Genomic DNA, 15,416 nt, shown 5'->3' with positions numbered 1-15,416 from the left:
TAAGATCTAAAGGCTTAAAATAGCAAAAGGGCTGCAATCGCAGCCCTTTTCTTATTTAGTACATAAGGTGATAATTAAAGCGCAAGCAAAGGCTGCACATCAATGTACTTACCAATGTTCTTAGACTTCGCTTTTGGTACGTAAGGGATTTCACCTAACTTTGGCGCACCTAGCTTATCTTCAAGCATCGCAATAATATCTGCGTAGTGCTCAGTACCCGGATTGATACGGTTTGCGACCCAACCTACTAGGTTTAGGCCATCAGCACGAATCGCTTCTGCCGTTAATAGAGCGTGGCTCAAACAACCAAGCTTAATACCCACAGTAAGTACTACTGGCAACTGCTCTTTTTTAACCCAGCTAGACAAATATTCATCATCTGAAACCGGTACACGCCAGCCACCAGCACCTTCAACTAACACGATGTCAGAATTTTGCTTATGCTGTTCTAGCTTCGCTGATAATACCGCTTCATCAATTACAACACCGTCATGTTTAGCAGCGATGTGAGGCGATGACGGTAACAATAGCGCATACGGGTTGACGTCTTCGTAAGCAATATCTTGCGTCGCTGCTTCTTGAAGATGCAGAGCATCACTATTACGTAAACCTTCAGGGGATTTCTCACTCCCTGCTGCAACTGGCTTGTAACCAATTGTTGATAGATCTTGTGCGGCCAAAGCTTGAAGAATCGCTTTTGAAACCACAGTTTTTCCCACTTCGGTATCCGTACCTGCAATAAATAATGCATCAATCATAATTGAATAACCCCTAAACAAACTTGATATGTTGCTGGCAAGAAACCTTGATGGTTTTTAAACTCTCGATATTCCCGTTCAACAAGCTGCAACATGCGACGACTTGTTAAACCTTGTGAGCGACCACTTACGTGATTAGCGCCGATACCTTTAAGGTCGCGCATCAGTTCAAACGCAGTGTCGTACCAAACGGTGATGGTGGGCAAGTCTAGTTGATGAGCAGTACAGCTAGATTGCGCTAACGCAATTTTTACCTGATTGATTGTAATAAAATGGTTAACGTGTTGATGTGCGTCAATTTTGGACCATGATTTTTCCAGTTCAAACAGTGACCCATCAAGCAAAGTTGAGAAAATCACACGTCCACCAGTTGCTACAACGCGCTTCATCTCCTTTAAAGGTGACGATAAATCATCACACCATTGTAACGCTAAGCTTGAAAAAACGATGTCAAAACAGCCATCTTCAAACGGTAATTGCTCGGCGTCGGCTTGTTGATATAAAGAGACCGATGCACCACAACGCTGTTCTGCCCTTTCTAACATTCCAACAGAAAGATCGGCACACACCACTTCAGCACCGCGCTTCACCATCTGATCTGAGAAGTAGCCAGTGCCACAACCTAAATCAAGCACCTTTAAACCTGAGAGGTCTCTCGGTAGCTTATCCAGTAGTAGGTGGCCGACATCGCGCTGAAACTCAGCGTGTTTATCATAGGTTGTTGCTGCTTTACCGAAGGCTTCAGCAATCGCACTCTTATCTTGGCTTACGTAATTATGCACTACTGCTTCTTGTGACATTTACTGAGCCTCTTTCTTTAATTCAACGCTTGATTCTATGCTTGGTTTGCTTTCAGAGTCGTTGCTTCGATCTATTGCTTGAAGCAACGAGTCAGTTAACTGAAGAACCTGCTTCTGACTGTGGTTGGCCGTTAACGTAATTCGCAGACGCGCAGTCCCTGTCGGAATGGTTGGTGGCCTTATCGCCGTGACCCAAACTTGGTTACGCTTCAATTCTTCCGCTATAGATAATGCAGCTTGAGCATCGCCAATCACAAACGGCTTAATCGGAGTCTGAGTATCAATGAAACCTGTTACACCACTCATCTGCTCTTTATAGAGAGCTCCTAACTCAGTTAACTTCTCTCGACGCCACTCTTGCGTCTGAATCATCTTACACGCATGAGACAAAGCCACCGCTTGTGAAGGTGGCATCGCCGTCGAGTACACATGATGACGAGCAAACTGAGTTAAGTAATCACCCACTTCTGACGAACAAAGAATCGCAGCACCAGAAAGGCCAAATGCTTTACCAAAGGTCACCACCAAAATATCAGGTGAGACTTGTGCCGCACTGCAGCTCCCGGCCCCTTTATCACCTAATACGCCGATACCGTGGGCATCATCAACCGCCAACCAACTGTCGTATTGATGAGTCAGGGTAGATATCTGGCTGAGAGGCGCTTGATCGCCATCCATGCTGAACACACCTTCAGTCACGACCAAGGATTGTGGAGATCGGCTTAATAGCGACTCTAGATGCTGTGTGTCGTTGTGCTTAAAGCGTTTCATGGTTGCAGGTGAAAGTATCCCCGCTTCCATCAAAGAGGCGTGGTTAAGTTTGTCTTGCAACAGAGAGTCGCCTTTTTCGAGCAGAGAAAACAACAAAGCTTGATTAGCACTGAAACCAGAACTAAAGACAATGGCACGTTCAAAGCCAAGCCATTCACACAGTTGAGCCTCTAAATTTCGATGAGCAGGACTAAAGCCTGTAACCAATGGCGACGCCGCACTTCCAGCTCCATATTGTGAAAGACCCGTTTGCCATGCATCCACCAGTTCAGGATCGTTCGCCAAGCCTAAATAATCATTACTCGAAAAATTGATGAAACTAGAACCTTCGCTATTTAGCAAAGGTCCATTGCTGTTTTCAAGCACCTTGAGTTGGCGAGTCAACCCTTGCTCATGGCGATGAACAAGGGCTTCTTTAATGCGAGCTTTAAACAGTGGCATCGTAGAACATGTCATCTTTAGTTGGACGAGCCGCAACGCGCTCCACCACTTGATCTAACAGTTCGTTTTCTTGAATTTCGTCTGGCTTTTGAGCCACTTCTTGGCTGTTGATACCCAGCTTCTTAAACAACTGCATATCCGTGTCTTCATCAGGGTTTGGCGTCGTCAGTAGCTTACAACCGTAGAAGATAGAGTTCGCACCCGCCATGAAACACATCGCTTGCATCTGTTCGTTCATGTTCTCACGGCCTGCAGATAAGCGAACCGCAGACATGGGCATCATAATACGTGCAATTGCAATCAGCTTGATGAAGTCGAAAGACTCGACATCATCGACGTTTTCCATCGGTGTGCCTTTCACTTTTACAAGCATGTTGATTGGTACACTTTCAGGGTGTACTGGAAGGTTCGCCAGTTCTACAAGAAGGCCTGCGCGGTCATTGGTGCTTTCGCCCATACCGATGATGCCACCAGAACAGATCTTCATTCCGGCATCACGCACGTGAGATAGCGTATCTAAACGATCTTGGTAAGTACGAGTGGTAATAATGCTGCCGTAAAACTCTGGAGACGTATCAAGGTTATGGTTGTAGTAGTCCAAACCTGCGTTGGCTAGCTCACCTGCTTGATCCGGCGTTAACATGCCCAATGTCATACAGGTTTCTAGACCCATGCCTTTCACACCTTTGATCATGTCAGTTAGGTGAGGCATATCGCGTTCTTTCGGGTTTTTCCATGCAGCGCCCATACAAAAACGAGTTGAGCCCGCATTCTTGGCTTTTTGCGCTGCATCCAAAACACGCTCAACTTCCATTAAGCGTTCTTTGTCGACATCCGTTCGGTAGTGAGCACTTTGAGGGCAGTACTTACAATCTTCAGGACAAGCACCTGTCTTTATCGACAAAAGCGTACTCACCTGCACGTGGTTGTGCTCTTGGTACTGTCTATGAACGACTTGAGCTTCAAACATTAAATCCATAAACGGTTTTTCAAGCAGCGCTGTTACTTCAGCAACTGTCCAGTCATGACGAACTTCCACGTGTCGATCCTTTTTTTTATTTTTTTGATGTTACAACTCTGCGTCTAGAGTTTGCATTTATGCTTGGCTAGTCTACCGACAAGCTTTAGACTGTCAACACATTGATAATATCAAAAGTTTACATCTGGTTATTTTTTAATCAAACCAAGAATGGAAGTTACTATGGATCTCGCCTTTGATCGCCAGCATATCTGGCATCCCTACACATCAACGTTAACACCTCTGACCTGCTATCCAGTCACCAATGCAGACGGTGTTTACTTAGAATTAGAAGGCGGAAAGCGAATTATTGATGGCATGTCGTCTTGGTGGTCAACCATTCACGGTTACAATCATCCAGATCTGAATGCCGCTGCTCATAACCAAATCGATAAGGTTTCACACGTTATGTTTGGTGGTATCACCCACCAGCCTGCCATCGATTTATGTAAGAAGCTTCTCAACCTAGCACCAAGCAATCTTGAACATGTATTCTTGGCCGATTCAGGCTCAGTTGCCGTAGAAGTGAGTCTTAAAATGGCGCTTCAATACTGGCATGCCAAAGGACAACCTCGTTCGAAGTTCCTCACACTCAGAGATGGCTACCACGGTGATACCTTTGCAGCGATGTCAGTGACCGACCCTGACAACTCGATGCACAGCCTCTACAAAGGCTTTTTGCCTGAACACATTTTTGCAGATTCACCGAAAACAGGTTTTTGGGAACAATGGGACGCTAGCGACATAAACAGCTTCCGTGAAAAGCTAGCAACACATCATCAAGAAGTCGCAGCCGTGATCTTGGAGCCAATTGTCCAAGGTGCTGGCGGTATGCGCATCTACCACCCTGAGTTCCTAAAACAGGTGCGCTTGCTGTGCGATGAATTCAACGTATTGCTGATTTTGGATGAGATTGCGACCGGATTTGGCCGCACAGGGAAACTGTTCGCATGTGAACATGCCGACATTCAACCGGACATTCTATGCTTAGGCAAAGCGCTGACTGGCGGCTACATGACCCTTTCAGCAACGCTAGCGAGCAAAGAAGTCGCTGATACGGTATGTGGTGGTGAGGCGGGCTGCTTTATGCACGGGCCAACCTTTATGGGTAACCCATTGGCTTGCGCAGTCGGCGCGGCAAGTTTATCGATCATAGAGCAAGGTCATTGGCAGAGTCAGACTCAACAGATCGAACAGCTCTTCTCTGAATTACTGCCACCTTTACGAGAGCATGATCTTGTAAAAGACGTACGCTGGCTAGGAGCGATTGGCGTTGTTGAAACACACACACCTGTCGATATGGAAACCATTCAAGCTCATTTTGTTGAGCAAGGTGTTTGGATTCGTCCGTTCGGAAGGTTAATTTATATGATGCCTCCGTTTATTAGCGAACCACAACATATTGAGCAATTGGTCGCTGCTATCGACACTGCATTACAAAATGCTCATTGCTTTAAATAGTAATTAAATAATGCGTTTATTGTTCTGAACAAGAGCGATGATTATTTCTATATATCTTCAATAATAAATCACTTAATTAAACTTAAAGGCCTTACATAAAAGTAAGGCCTTAACTGTTTTGAAGGTAACCGTCAGTTTAACGTAATTGGCTATCTTTACTTGCTCGACGGTTAAACAATGAATGTCGATGTGCGTCATGCTCTAATATTGACTGACATTCGATACACAAACGAACGCCTTTGATCGCGAGTCGTCTTTGTTCCGGTATCTCATCACCACACTCATCGCAATAACGCAAACTCTCACCACCTCGAAGGTTTCCTCTGACACGAGAGATCTCATCATCAATGGTATTTTGTATTTGCTGGCTGACACTATCGTCTCCAGCCCATCCTATAGCCATAAGCCCTCCTCAATATCTGAATGAGAAATCTATACCTACCGCGGTAAGAGCGCATTATACAACCTTAGCTAATAGAGATAATCCCACAAAAACTCAAATCACTATTACTTATAAGTAACAATGAGGTTATTTGGTGATTCACGGGGTCTTTATCTCGTTTTTGGAATACAGGGGCGTTTATTCGCATTTAACCCGTATTTTAGGTTAGCAATCGATCCCGGAAGGGCATTGATTAACAGTCAATAATTTATTCGGTTCTATGTTTCCGCTCTACTATCACTTAACTATGTGCGACAATCGAAACTAATCGTAATCATAAAAATAAATAGAAAAAGAGTATTACCTATTGGACAAATACTCATCATAAAATGCCGCGGTTATTTTTGGCCCCGACATTGTATGAAAAACATTATTAATTGTATCGCTCTGATCCTTATCTCCATATCTTCTAGCTTCGCATCTGACGAGCTCGTAACTCAAGAGCAACTACAGTACCTACAAACGAAGAAAACGATTGTTATTGCCAAACCTACCTACCTCTATAAACGAGTGTGGGAAGATCTCACCATAAATAAGAATCACAGATCCGAATCCGAAATTGTTCAATTATTAGAACAAAAACTAGGTATCGACATAGTTGTTAAAGATTACGTATCTTCTCGAGCTCTACATGAGGCTATTAAGAACGGAGAGGCCGATCTAACCTTTGGTTATGCTCAAACAAAAGAGCGTGATAAGCATTTCGCTTTTTCTAACAGCTTGTACGACATACCCAATGTGTATTGGTACCGAGACGAAAACACACAAAATACCCCGAAGAAAGAGCTAACGTGGGCTTGTATTCGCAATTCAATGTTTTGTCAGGTCATCAAAGACCAAGGTAACTCTAAAGTCATATTCGTAAACAATACGCCCGAGTTAATTACTGCTCTTTCTGTAGGTAATGCTGACGCTACCGTTCTCGATTTGACATCTATTCAAAGCTATTACTCTGTTGTTACCCCTGGAGAGTGGCAAGGTAATTTGGAATACTCGAGAGAGATACCTTCTTTTAGTATTCAAATAATGATGAGAAAAGAAGATAAGCAACTGAAATCAATCGTCGATCGCTTACTCATTAGCAAGGCCGAAGATATTGCCCTACGTTACTCAGATTACTTCTTCCATTTTTATGATGATTTGATTAATCAAGTACTAGAAGGTGAATATGATCGTCAAACTATTCGATACACCGTAAGTGAAAACATATACCCATATTCTTATTTGGATCCTGCAAGTAAAAAAACGGTTGGATTTATTCATGATGCAATAGCATTAATCTCAAGAAAGCTTGGTGTTTCTTTTGAATACATCCCACCAGACGGCAAAGACATTGTTGATATGTTGAGAAACAGAGAGGTCGAATTCCTACCGGGGTTCGATGTCGAGCAACCCAACAATCAAGAGTTCCAATTCAGCCAGCCTTTTATGACGCTTGATTGGGCTTACACAGAAGCCAATAAACCGTGGGATGTTAAACGCACTGCGATACTCGATAGAACCGGTTATTTTATTCAAAAAGACTCTCTCAACACTGACTTGGCAGACGCAGTCCTATATCAAGATATTGACTCTCTAATCAATGATATGAGTAATGGAAAGATTACTCACGCGTACATTCCTCAAAGCATCGCGAATCTTTATGTCTATAACAGGTATGGAAATATCTTTCATATTATCGCAAGTGACGAAAGCATATCGCTTTCTCGAAAAATGGGCGTCATTCTTCGTAAAGACTCTACATTCTTACAGAATGTGATTAATTCAGCGGTGTCATTGACCACACAAAATGAAATCGACTTATTGACCCTGAAGCACCACAACATCACTGCACAATATGGCTACAGTAAAGAGCGAATTATTGCTTATACCCTAATGATCTCATGCGTAGTGTTCGCGTTGATCATTTTTGGTTTGGTAAGAACACGTCGCCTGTCTCTATCGCTATCCCGAGCTCAACAGTCTGAACAACGCAGTTATGATCAGATCCAATGGCTAACGACCTTGCTAGATAACTTACCTAGCCTGATTGCGATTCACGATAAAAGCGGCCAGTTGGTGCTTTCCAACAGTGCTTTTGATAAGCAAATGGCTCACTGTTTTACACAGCAACACGATGAAAACCCAGAATTTTGTTGGCTTAGAGATAACGATGAAAAAACAAGGAACAAATTAGGCGTTTGGAGCACCATCAAGTGTGACTGCAGTGGTGGCGAACAGCACTTTCGTGTGATTCGTCAGTGTTTGGCCAACGCATCAGAGAAAGACCCTTACGTAATTACGGTACTTGATGACCTCACAAGGTGGGAAAAACAACAACGTGAACTTGAGGTATCTAACAAGAAAGCGCAAGAAGCGATCAAAGCTCGAGATCTATTCTTAGCCATCGTCAGTCATGAATTACGTACACCTATCGCGGCCATGATTGGCCTGATGGAGCTGCTCAGTACCAAGATAGAAAACAAAGATGACATGGAGCTTCTTAGTAATGCTCAGTTGTCAGCTGAACGTTTGAAATTGCTGGTCAGTGACATTCTCGACATCTCCAAAATGGAGGCGAATCAGCTTCATTTAGAGTCGAAGACAAGCAATATCTACGACGAGTTATGCCCGATATTTAGGACATTTGAAAGCAATGCTCGACTCAACAATCTTAACTTTAAATTAGATTGGAAAGTCGACTCGATATCCAGAGCAAGCTTGGATTGGCTGAGAGTCACTCAAATCCTTAATAACCTATTGAACAATGCGATTAAGTTCACCGAGAACGGCTTTGTGTTAGTTACGGTAAAAACATCGAGCGAACAACTTCAGCTTTCTATTACTGATACTGGCTGCGGTATGTCTGACCAACAAATAGCGCGTGCGTTTCAACCTTTCGCACAAGGCGACCGCAGTATTAGTCGACGCTACGGCGGCACAGGACTGGGAATAACTGTGGTTCAACGCTTAGTTAACATGATGGACGGTGGCCTCAAGATTGAAAGCAAGTTGGGGCTAGGCACTAAGGTTTCAGTGAGCTTACCAATTAAAGGAACAGCGAGCCCAATAAAAGTGGTTACGCCGATGCATTCTGAAGACAGAGAGATCTTAGCGTGGTTTAAAGCTTGGAAAGTCGATAATCAAATGAATGATTACAGTCAGGCTATTGAGCGCTCCACACAGTGGCAGAACCTGTATCCAGACCTATTGCTGAGCGATATCTCAGCTCAAGGCAAAAGCGTGACTCATGCTCCGGCGTCAGAGTACCACTTTACTGGAACTGTGCTTATCGCTGATGACGATCCCATCAACCGCTTGTTGTTTGCAAAACAGCTTAAGCGCTTTGGTTTAAAGACGGTCATCGTAAAAGACGGCCAAGAAGCGATGGAAGAACTAGAAAACAGCGAAACGCTCGTCGATATCATCATCACCGATTGCCATATGCCGAACATGGATGGCTATCAATTGACGGAGAAGATTCGTTCACTCGACAAGCTGAAACACTTGCCAATTATTGGCTGCACAGCCGAAGACTCGAAGCTGGTTATTGAAAAAGCTGAACGCGTGGGTATGGATCAAGTGATCTACAAGCCTTATTCGTTTGAAGAGCTCGCATGTGCGATTGAGGAATTACTGCCCCAACAAGCGGTAGAAACGATCCAAGCAGACCAATCATGGGCTCAGAATTACAGCCCAGAAGAGCAGCTTCAAATGGCGACTGTTATTTTGGATTCGTTCAGCTCAGACAAAGCGATGTTGCTAGAGCCTAATCCAAACATCAAAGCGATAGCACACAGAATCAAAGGATCGGCAAGCCTACTCGGCTTAGATTCTCTCAATCATGCAGCAAAGGATTGTGAGAAAAATGCAGAAGACCCTATGTATTGTCACAAGTTAATTGAAGAGCTGGACTTGGCGATTGCCTCAGCTCAAGCGGTTATAAACAGGTTAGATTCACTATGAAAATTCTCATCGTTGAGGATTCATTGTTACAAGCAACACAAATTCAGATCCTACTTAAACGCTACAGCGTTGATGAGGTTTATACCGCTTATAACGGTGAAGATGCGATAGAGCTATGCAAACAACATCGCTTTGATATTGCGTTCTGTGACCTTCAGTTGCCACAGATTGATGGTGTGTCGTTATTGGCTTCTTCGGAAGCTCAAGGTTCGATACAAACTGTCGTCATCTTGAGTGCAATGGCTGATGCTGCGTTGGATTCAACCAAAAGCATGTGCAAACTCATTGGCTATAACGAAGTCGAAGCGATACCGAAACCGGTCGATGAAACGCATATCCAGCGTTTGTTGTCATCGTATAAACGAATCCAAACCGCTAAGTCTATTCTGCCGACCGAAGTTAAGTTAGATGAACAGCAGACCATTGAAGCCTTTGAAAATGAATGGTTCACCAATGCTTATCAAACGCAACATGACGTTGAACAATCGACATTGGTGGGTGTTGAGGTACTTGCTCGGATCATGCATCCAAAATTAGGGTTGCTCACACCTTTCCATTTCATGGACACATTGCGTCAACTTGGACTGATGGATCGACTTTTCTTCACCGTGCTTGAGCTGGCTCTAAAAGATATCTCGTCGATGCGTAAGCCGGTTCATTTTGCGATCAATATTGAACAATCAACATTGAAGCTTGAGATTGCCGACCAAGTCGCAAGCTTATGTGACAATTACAAAATTGATCCGTCACTACTGACACTAGAAATCACAGAGCACGAAACGATCCTACTGGATGCGCATTGCTATAAGAACATCGCAAAACTCAGCATGTTGGGGGTTGGATTGTCGGTTGATGATTTCGGGACGGGCTATGCGTCTTTATCTCAGTTGTCGAGCTTGCCATTTACTGAGCTAAAAGTAGACCGCAGTTTTGTAAACAACATTAGCGAAAACAAAAAGAATCAGATTCTAACGAAAGCTTGCATCAATTTGGCAGAAAACCTTGGCCTTTCTTGTATTGTCGAAGGTGTAGAACAGCAGCAAGACCTTGAATACTTAAAAACAATTGGCATGACCAAATATCAAGGTTTTATTACTTCAAAGCCTGCAAGCTTTTCGGAATTAACGTCAGTAAATAATTTAAAATAAACATGAAATTAACTCAATTAAATGCACTTATCGTTGATGACTCAGCGATAGTGTTATCAACTATTCGCAATATGCTGGTTCATATTGGCTTTTCAGAGCGTTTGATTTCAATTGCTAAGTCACCTCGTATCGCAATGGCTCTCACCAGCGACACCACCTTTGATGTGATCATTTGCGATTATAACTTTGGCAACACCATCAACGGCAAACAGCTATTTGAAGAGTTGAAGCAATCCAAAAGATTAAAAGACGACGGGATATTTATCCTAGTAACAGGCGAGAATTCGGCTTTGTCGATCCGCCCTATCTTAGAGCTTCGGCCAGATAACTACCTATTAAAGCCGTTCAACCGCGAAACGTTGAAGCAACGTATTACCAGCTCTCTGAAAAAGAAGCTGGTTTTGCAGAATATCTACAAGGCTGAAAGAGAGAACAACTACCAAGCGGGTTTAGAGTTCTGCGAAGAGTTAGTCGCATTCCATCCAGAATATTTTGCGACGATTCAGCAGTTCCGTGGAAGCTTTCTATCAAAGCTTGAACTCTACGACGAAGCTAAGCGTGTTTATGAAAAAGCGCTTGATGAAGGCAGTTTCGATTGGGCTCAAGCTGGGCTAGCGAACAGCCTTGCGAACTTAGGTCAGCTTAATGAAGCACAACGTATGATCGAAAGCTTGATTGATTCAGCGCCCACCAGCACTTTGTATCGAGACCAAGCCGCTCAGGTCAATCTGATCAGCAACAAGATTCCTGCGGCGATTGCACACTTTAAATTAGCAAGTGAACTCACCCCTGGAAATTCAGAGAGAGAGTTAGCAATCGCGAATCTATGCTTGTCGGTGAATGACTCGAGAACTGCGCTACTTCACTATCAAAACTACGTGCAGATCAACAGAGACACCTTCCGTGACAACTTGTACATGAAGTTGAATCATATTCGATTCTTGCTCTATTGCGCGTCGGATGGCATTGATAAGCAAACGAATTTGGATCAGGTCAATTACCTGATTTCTAAGATCCCTACCGAGGCAAGATCTGGACTTCAAACCGACTTGGCATTGATAGCAGCTCACATCGCGATGGAATCCAAGCAATATCAAAAGGCAGTGACAATTTTGACCGCACTTCACGACAAGAATGACTTCAACGCATTTCCTGTGATTTACCACCATGCATGGTTGTTGGACAGAATGAGTTGTGAGAACGAATTTAAAGTCGCTGAGAATCGCTGCGGCATGTTGATCATCAAGACAGCAAACGAAACCGTTGTGTCGAGCCAGATGACGATGTGTGCTGAGATGAAAAATCGCAACACAGAAAAAATGACATGGCTTAAAGAGAAAAACATCAGTATTAAGCAAGGCCAGTCAGATTATAAATTGGTGCTTGTAGCTTACTTAGATATTCATAAGCGCTGCCCGATGATCAAAAACGTCTGTATGAACATCGTGAAACTACTTTCTGTGATTTGGCCAGATTCTATGGGTGCTAAGCAAGTGCTCACTATCATCAAGCAATGTGATGAAGTGATTACCCAGCTTTATACCATTGATGAGCTGACAAAAAACAACTATCAAAACTACTACCGAAAGGCGCTTCTAGCGTGTAAACAAGCAGATGCTGCTGCCAACGCCAGCTTCTCGTTTATGTAGCGGTTCTTTGAATTAGCTTCTCTATCTAGCTACCGCGTATAAAAAATAACCACATATAAAAAAGGCTTTGCCATTACAGCAAAGCCTTTTAAATAATCTATTTCGCGCGAGGCGCTAAATAATTAGATTAACCGATGTGCGTTACGCCGCCCATGTATGGTTGAAGTACTGCTGGGATAGCAATACGACCGTCAGCTTCTTGGTTGTTCTCAAGAATAGCAACCATAGTACGACCAACAGCAAGACCAGAACCGTTTAGTGTGTGTACAAGTTCAGGTTTCTTCTCGCCTTTACGACGGAAACGAGCTTGCATACGACGCGCTTGGAAATCCCACATGTTTGAACAAGAAGAAATCTCACGGTAAGTCTCTTGTGCTGGAACCCATACTTCTAAGTCGTAAGTTTTCGCAGAACCGAAGCCCATATCACCTGTACATAGAATCACTTTACGGTAAGGAAGCTCTAGAAGTTGAAGTACTTTCTCAGCGTGACCTGTTAGCTCTTCAAGTGCTGCCATTGAGTCTTCTGGCTTAGTGATTTGTACTAGTTCAACTTTGTCGAATTGGTGCATACGGATAAGACCACGAGTGTCACGACCGTAAGAGCCCGCTTCAGAACGGAAACATGGCGTGTGAGCTGTCATCTTAAGTGGCAGTTCAGCTTCATCAGTAATCGTGTCACGAACCATGTTCGTTACCGGTACTTCCGCAGTAGGGATAAGCGATAGAGTCTTAAGAGGCACATCACTTACTTGCTCAGTTAGCGGGCTTGTGTGGAACAAGTCTTCGCCGAACTTAGGAAGTTGACCAGTACCGTAAAGGCTATCGTGGTTCACTAGGTACGGTACGTACATTTCTGTGTAGCCGTGCTCATCAGTGTGAAGGTCCAGCATGAACTGAGCAATAGCACGGTGTAGGCGCGCAAATTTTCCTTTCATCACGATGAAACGAGAACCAGAGATTTTAACTGCGCTAGCAAAATCAAGACCGCCAGACATTTCGCCAAGATCAACGTGATCTTTCACTTCAAAGTCGTAAGTCTTAGGTTGACCCCAACGAGAAACTTCTACGTTGTCGTCTTCATCTTTACCATCTGGTACTTCTGCATCAGGTAGGTTAGGAATAGACATTGTGATCGTTTCTAGCTCAGATTGAAGATCGGCCAATGCTACTTTAGCTTGGTCTAGTTCTGCGCCTAGGTTGCCTACTTCAGCAAGGATACGCTCAGCTTCTTCATGGTCGCCTTTTGCTTTCGCTTGACCAATGGACTTCGATCGAGAGTTACGTAACGCTTGTAGCTCTTCAGTTTTCATCTGAAGGGACTTACGTTTTTCTTCAAGTTCACGAATTGTCTCTACATCAAGGGTGAAGCCTCGACGTGCTAATTTTGCCGCTGTTTCATCCAGCTCAGCTCGAAGTAATTTAGAATCCAGCATTGCTAATCCTATGCTTTAGTTATTTGAATATTCAGTAGTTTGCTACTGAATCACTGCTAAACCCCTAAAACTGGTGCTATTTCGACCAATTTCTAACGATTTAATTGAATTTTTATGACTAGGTAACGATATCCAAAAAAGACTACTTTTCATAGCGTTTTTGTGGGCTTTTTGCGTCCAAATCCGCCAGATAATCTAGCTTCTCGCCAATTTTGGTCTCTAAGCCTCGTTTTGTTGGGAAATAGTATTGCTTCTCTCCCATTTCAGGAGGCAGATACTTTTCCCCAGCCGCGTAGGCTCCAGGTTCGTCATGAGCATAACGGTATTCTTGCCCGTAGCCCATGTCCTTCATCAAAGTTGTGGGTGCATTCCGTAAATGATGAGGGACTTCATATTCAGGCAGATTGTGCGCGTCTGTTAACGCTTGCTTCCAAGCTGTATAAACGGCGTTACTCTTTGGTGCACACGCGAGATAAACAACCGCCTGTGCAATCGCACGCTCCCCTTCAGCAGGGCCAATACGTGTAAAACAATCCCAAGCCGACATCGCGACTTGCATTGCGCGAGGGTCAGCATTGCCAATATCTTCAGAAGCAATCGCCAGCAAGCGTCTAACGATATACAGAGGATCGCAACCTGCCGCAATCATGCGTGCCGACCAATATAAAGCCGCATCCGGGTTTGAACCACGAATTGACTTATGAACTGCAGATATTAGGTCATACCAAATATCGCCTTTATTATCAAAACGAGCGACTTTCTCACCGGCCACTTCAGCCAACAGCTGCAAGGTTATCGATTTCTCACCTTTATCGTTGTCTTCTGCCATGTCATACAGCAGTTCAAGATAATTAAGCGACATACGCGCGTCGCCGTTAACCAGTTCTGCAAGGCGATCTAAAACATTATCAGCAAAATCAGCAGGCACATCACCTAACCCACGTTGCTTATCTTCAATCGCTTGGCGGATGACGAGGGAAATATCCTCGGTATTGAGAGAAGTCAGTTTGTAGACACGCGCACGTGACAACAAAGCGTTGTTCAACTCAAAAGAAGGGTTTTCTGTCGTCGCACCAATAAAGGTCACGGTACCATCTTCGATATGAGGCAGAAAAGCATCCTGCTGACTTTTGTTAAAGCGATGGACTTCGTCCACAAACAGGATGGTTCTGCGCCCTGCTTGCTTGTTCTCACGCGCTTTTTCAATCGCAATACGAATGTCTTTTACGCCCGAAGTTACCGCCGATACGCGTTCAACTTCTGCATTCGCATAGTTTGCCGCTACTTCGGCTAACGTCGTTTTACCGGTGCCCGGAGGCCCCCACAAAATCATCGAGTGGATATGACCCGCTTCCAATGCTCTGCGAAGTGGTTTACCTGGGCCTAATATATGCTGCTGACCGATATACTGTTCGACAGTTTCCGGTCTCATACGAGCAGCAAGGGGACGAAAATCTTCGTCCCCCGCAAAATCTAAGCTGTAATTACTCAATTGCAATCTCTTGATTCGTTGATGGCATTAATGCCTATCGACGTACTACCAAACGA

11 protein-coding genes are annotated in these 15,416 nt (G+C 44.0%); 4 read left to right on the top strand and 7 right to left on the bottom strand.

Annotation, left to right across the window (positions count from 1 at the left end; all coding sequences use genetic code 11):
* Window positions 1–74 precede the first annotated feature (74 nt).
* The 4 genes from bioD to bioB are packed head-to-tail and all read right to left on the bottom strand — an operon-like array spanning window position 75 to window position 3,809.
* A complete protein-coding gene (bioD, locus tag OC193_RS05675; RefSeq protein ID WP_048658306.1) occupies window positions 75–758 on the bottom strand; it encodes a dethiobiotin synthase in 684 nt (227 codons plus the stop codon).
* Entirely contained in the window at window positions 755–1,558 is an 804-nt protein-coding gene (gene bioC, locus OC193_RS05670; RefSeq protein ID WP_048658305.1) for a malonyl-ACP O-methyltransferase BioC, read from the bottom strand. Before bioC ends, bioD begins: the two co-directional genes overlap by 4 nt.
* Window positions 1,559–2,770, bottom strand: a complete 1,212-nt coding sequence (bioF, locus tag OC193_RS05665; protein WP_048664082.1) for an 8-amino-7-oxononanoate synthase — start codon at window positions 2,768–2,770, stop codon at window positions 1,559–1,561.
* A complete protein-coding gene (gene bioB / locus OC193_RS05660) occupies window positions 2,757–3,809 on the bottom strand; it encodes a biotin synthase BioB (protein ID WP_048664083.1) in 1,053 nt (350 codons plus the stop codon). Before bioB ends, bioF begins: the two co-directional genes overlap by 14 nt.
* Window positions 3,810–3,971: 162 nt before the next feature.
* Here bioB and bioA point away from each other — a divergent pair, with 162 nt between their 5' ends.
* Window positions 3,972–5,249, top strand: a complete 1,278-nt coding sequence (gene bioA / locus OC193_RS05655; protein WP_048664085.1) for an adenosylmethionine--8-amino-7-oxononanoate transaminase — start codon at window positions 3,972–3,974, stop codon at window positions 5,247–5,249.
* Between the two features lie 136 nt (window positions 5,250–5,385).
* On the opposite strand, the gene OC193_RS05650 is transcribed toward bioA, so the two are convergent.
* Window positions 5,386–5,652, bottom strand: coding sequence for a DksA/TraR family C4-type zinc finger protein (locus OC193_RS05650; protein ID WP_048664086.1), 267 nt, complete (start codon window positions 5,650–5,652; stop codon window positions 5,386–5,388).
* Window positions 5,653–6,051: 399 nt separating this feature from the next.
* Between OC193_RS05650 and OC193_RS05645 the strand changes: the two genes are divergently transcribed.
* From OC193_RS05645 to OC193_RS05635, 3 genes are read left to right on the top strand one after another with little or no spacing between them, the layout of a single operon-like run.
* Window positions 6,052–9,636 (top strand): ATP-binding protein, encoded by a 3,585-nt coding sequence (locus OC193_RS05645; RefSeq protein ID WP_048664087.1) that lies wholly within the window; start codon window positions 6,052–6,054, stop codon window positions 9,634–9,636.
* On the top strand, window positions 9,633–10,784 hold the full coding sequence (locus OC193_RS05640) for an EAL domain-containing response regulator (protein ID WP_048658300.1): 1,152 nt from the start codon (window positions 9,633–9,635) through the stop codon (window positions 10,782–10,784). Before OC193_RS05645 ends, OC193_RS05640 begins: the two co-directional genes overlap by 4 nt.
* 2 nt (window positions 10,785–10,786) lie before the next feature.
* Entirely contained in the window at window positions 10,787–12,433 is a 1,647-nt protein-coding gene (locus OC193_RS05635) for a response regulator (protein ID WP_048664089.1), read from the top strand.
* A gap of 127 nt (window positions 12,434–12,560) precedes the next feature.
* On the opposite strand, the gene serS is transcribed toward OC193_RS05635, so the two are convergent.
* Together serS and OC193_RS05625 are read right to left on the bottom strand one after the other, a co-directional pair.
* Window positions 12,561–13,868 (bottom strand): serine--tRNA ligase, encoded by a 1,308-nt coding sequence (gene serS / locus OC193_RS05630; protein ID WP_010439959.1) that lies wholly within the window; start codon window positions 13,866–13,868, stop codon window positions 12,561–12,563.
* 142 nt (window positions 13,869–14,010) lie between these two features.
* Window positions 14,011–15,366: a replication-associated recombination protein A gene (locus OC193_RS05625; RefSeq protein ID WP_276605534.1), complete on the bottom strand. Its 1,356-nt coding sequence runs from the start codon at window positions 15,364–15,366 to the stop codon at window positions 14,011–14,013.
* Window positions 15,367–15,416: the final 50 nt, after the last annotated feature.

This window comes from Vibrio crassostreae (assembly GCF_024347415.1).
Classification (GTDB): domain Bacteria; phylum Pseudomonadota; class Gammaproteobacteria; order Enterobacterales; family Vibrionaceae; genus Vibrio; species Vibrio crassostreae.
This window is presented reverse-complemented; position numbering and strand designations above follow the sequence as displayed.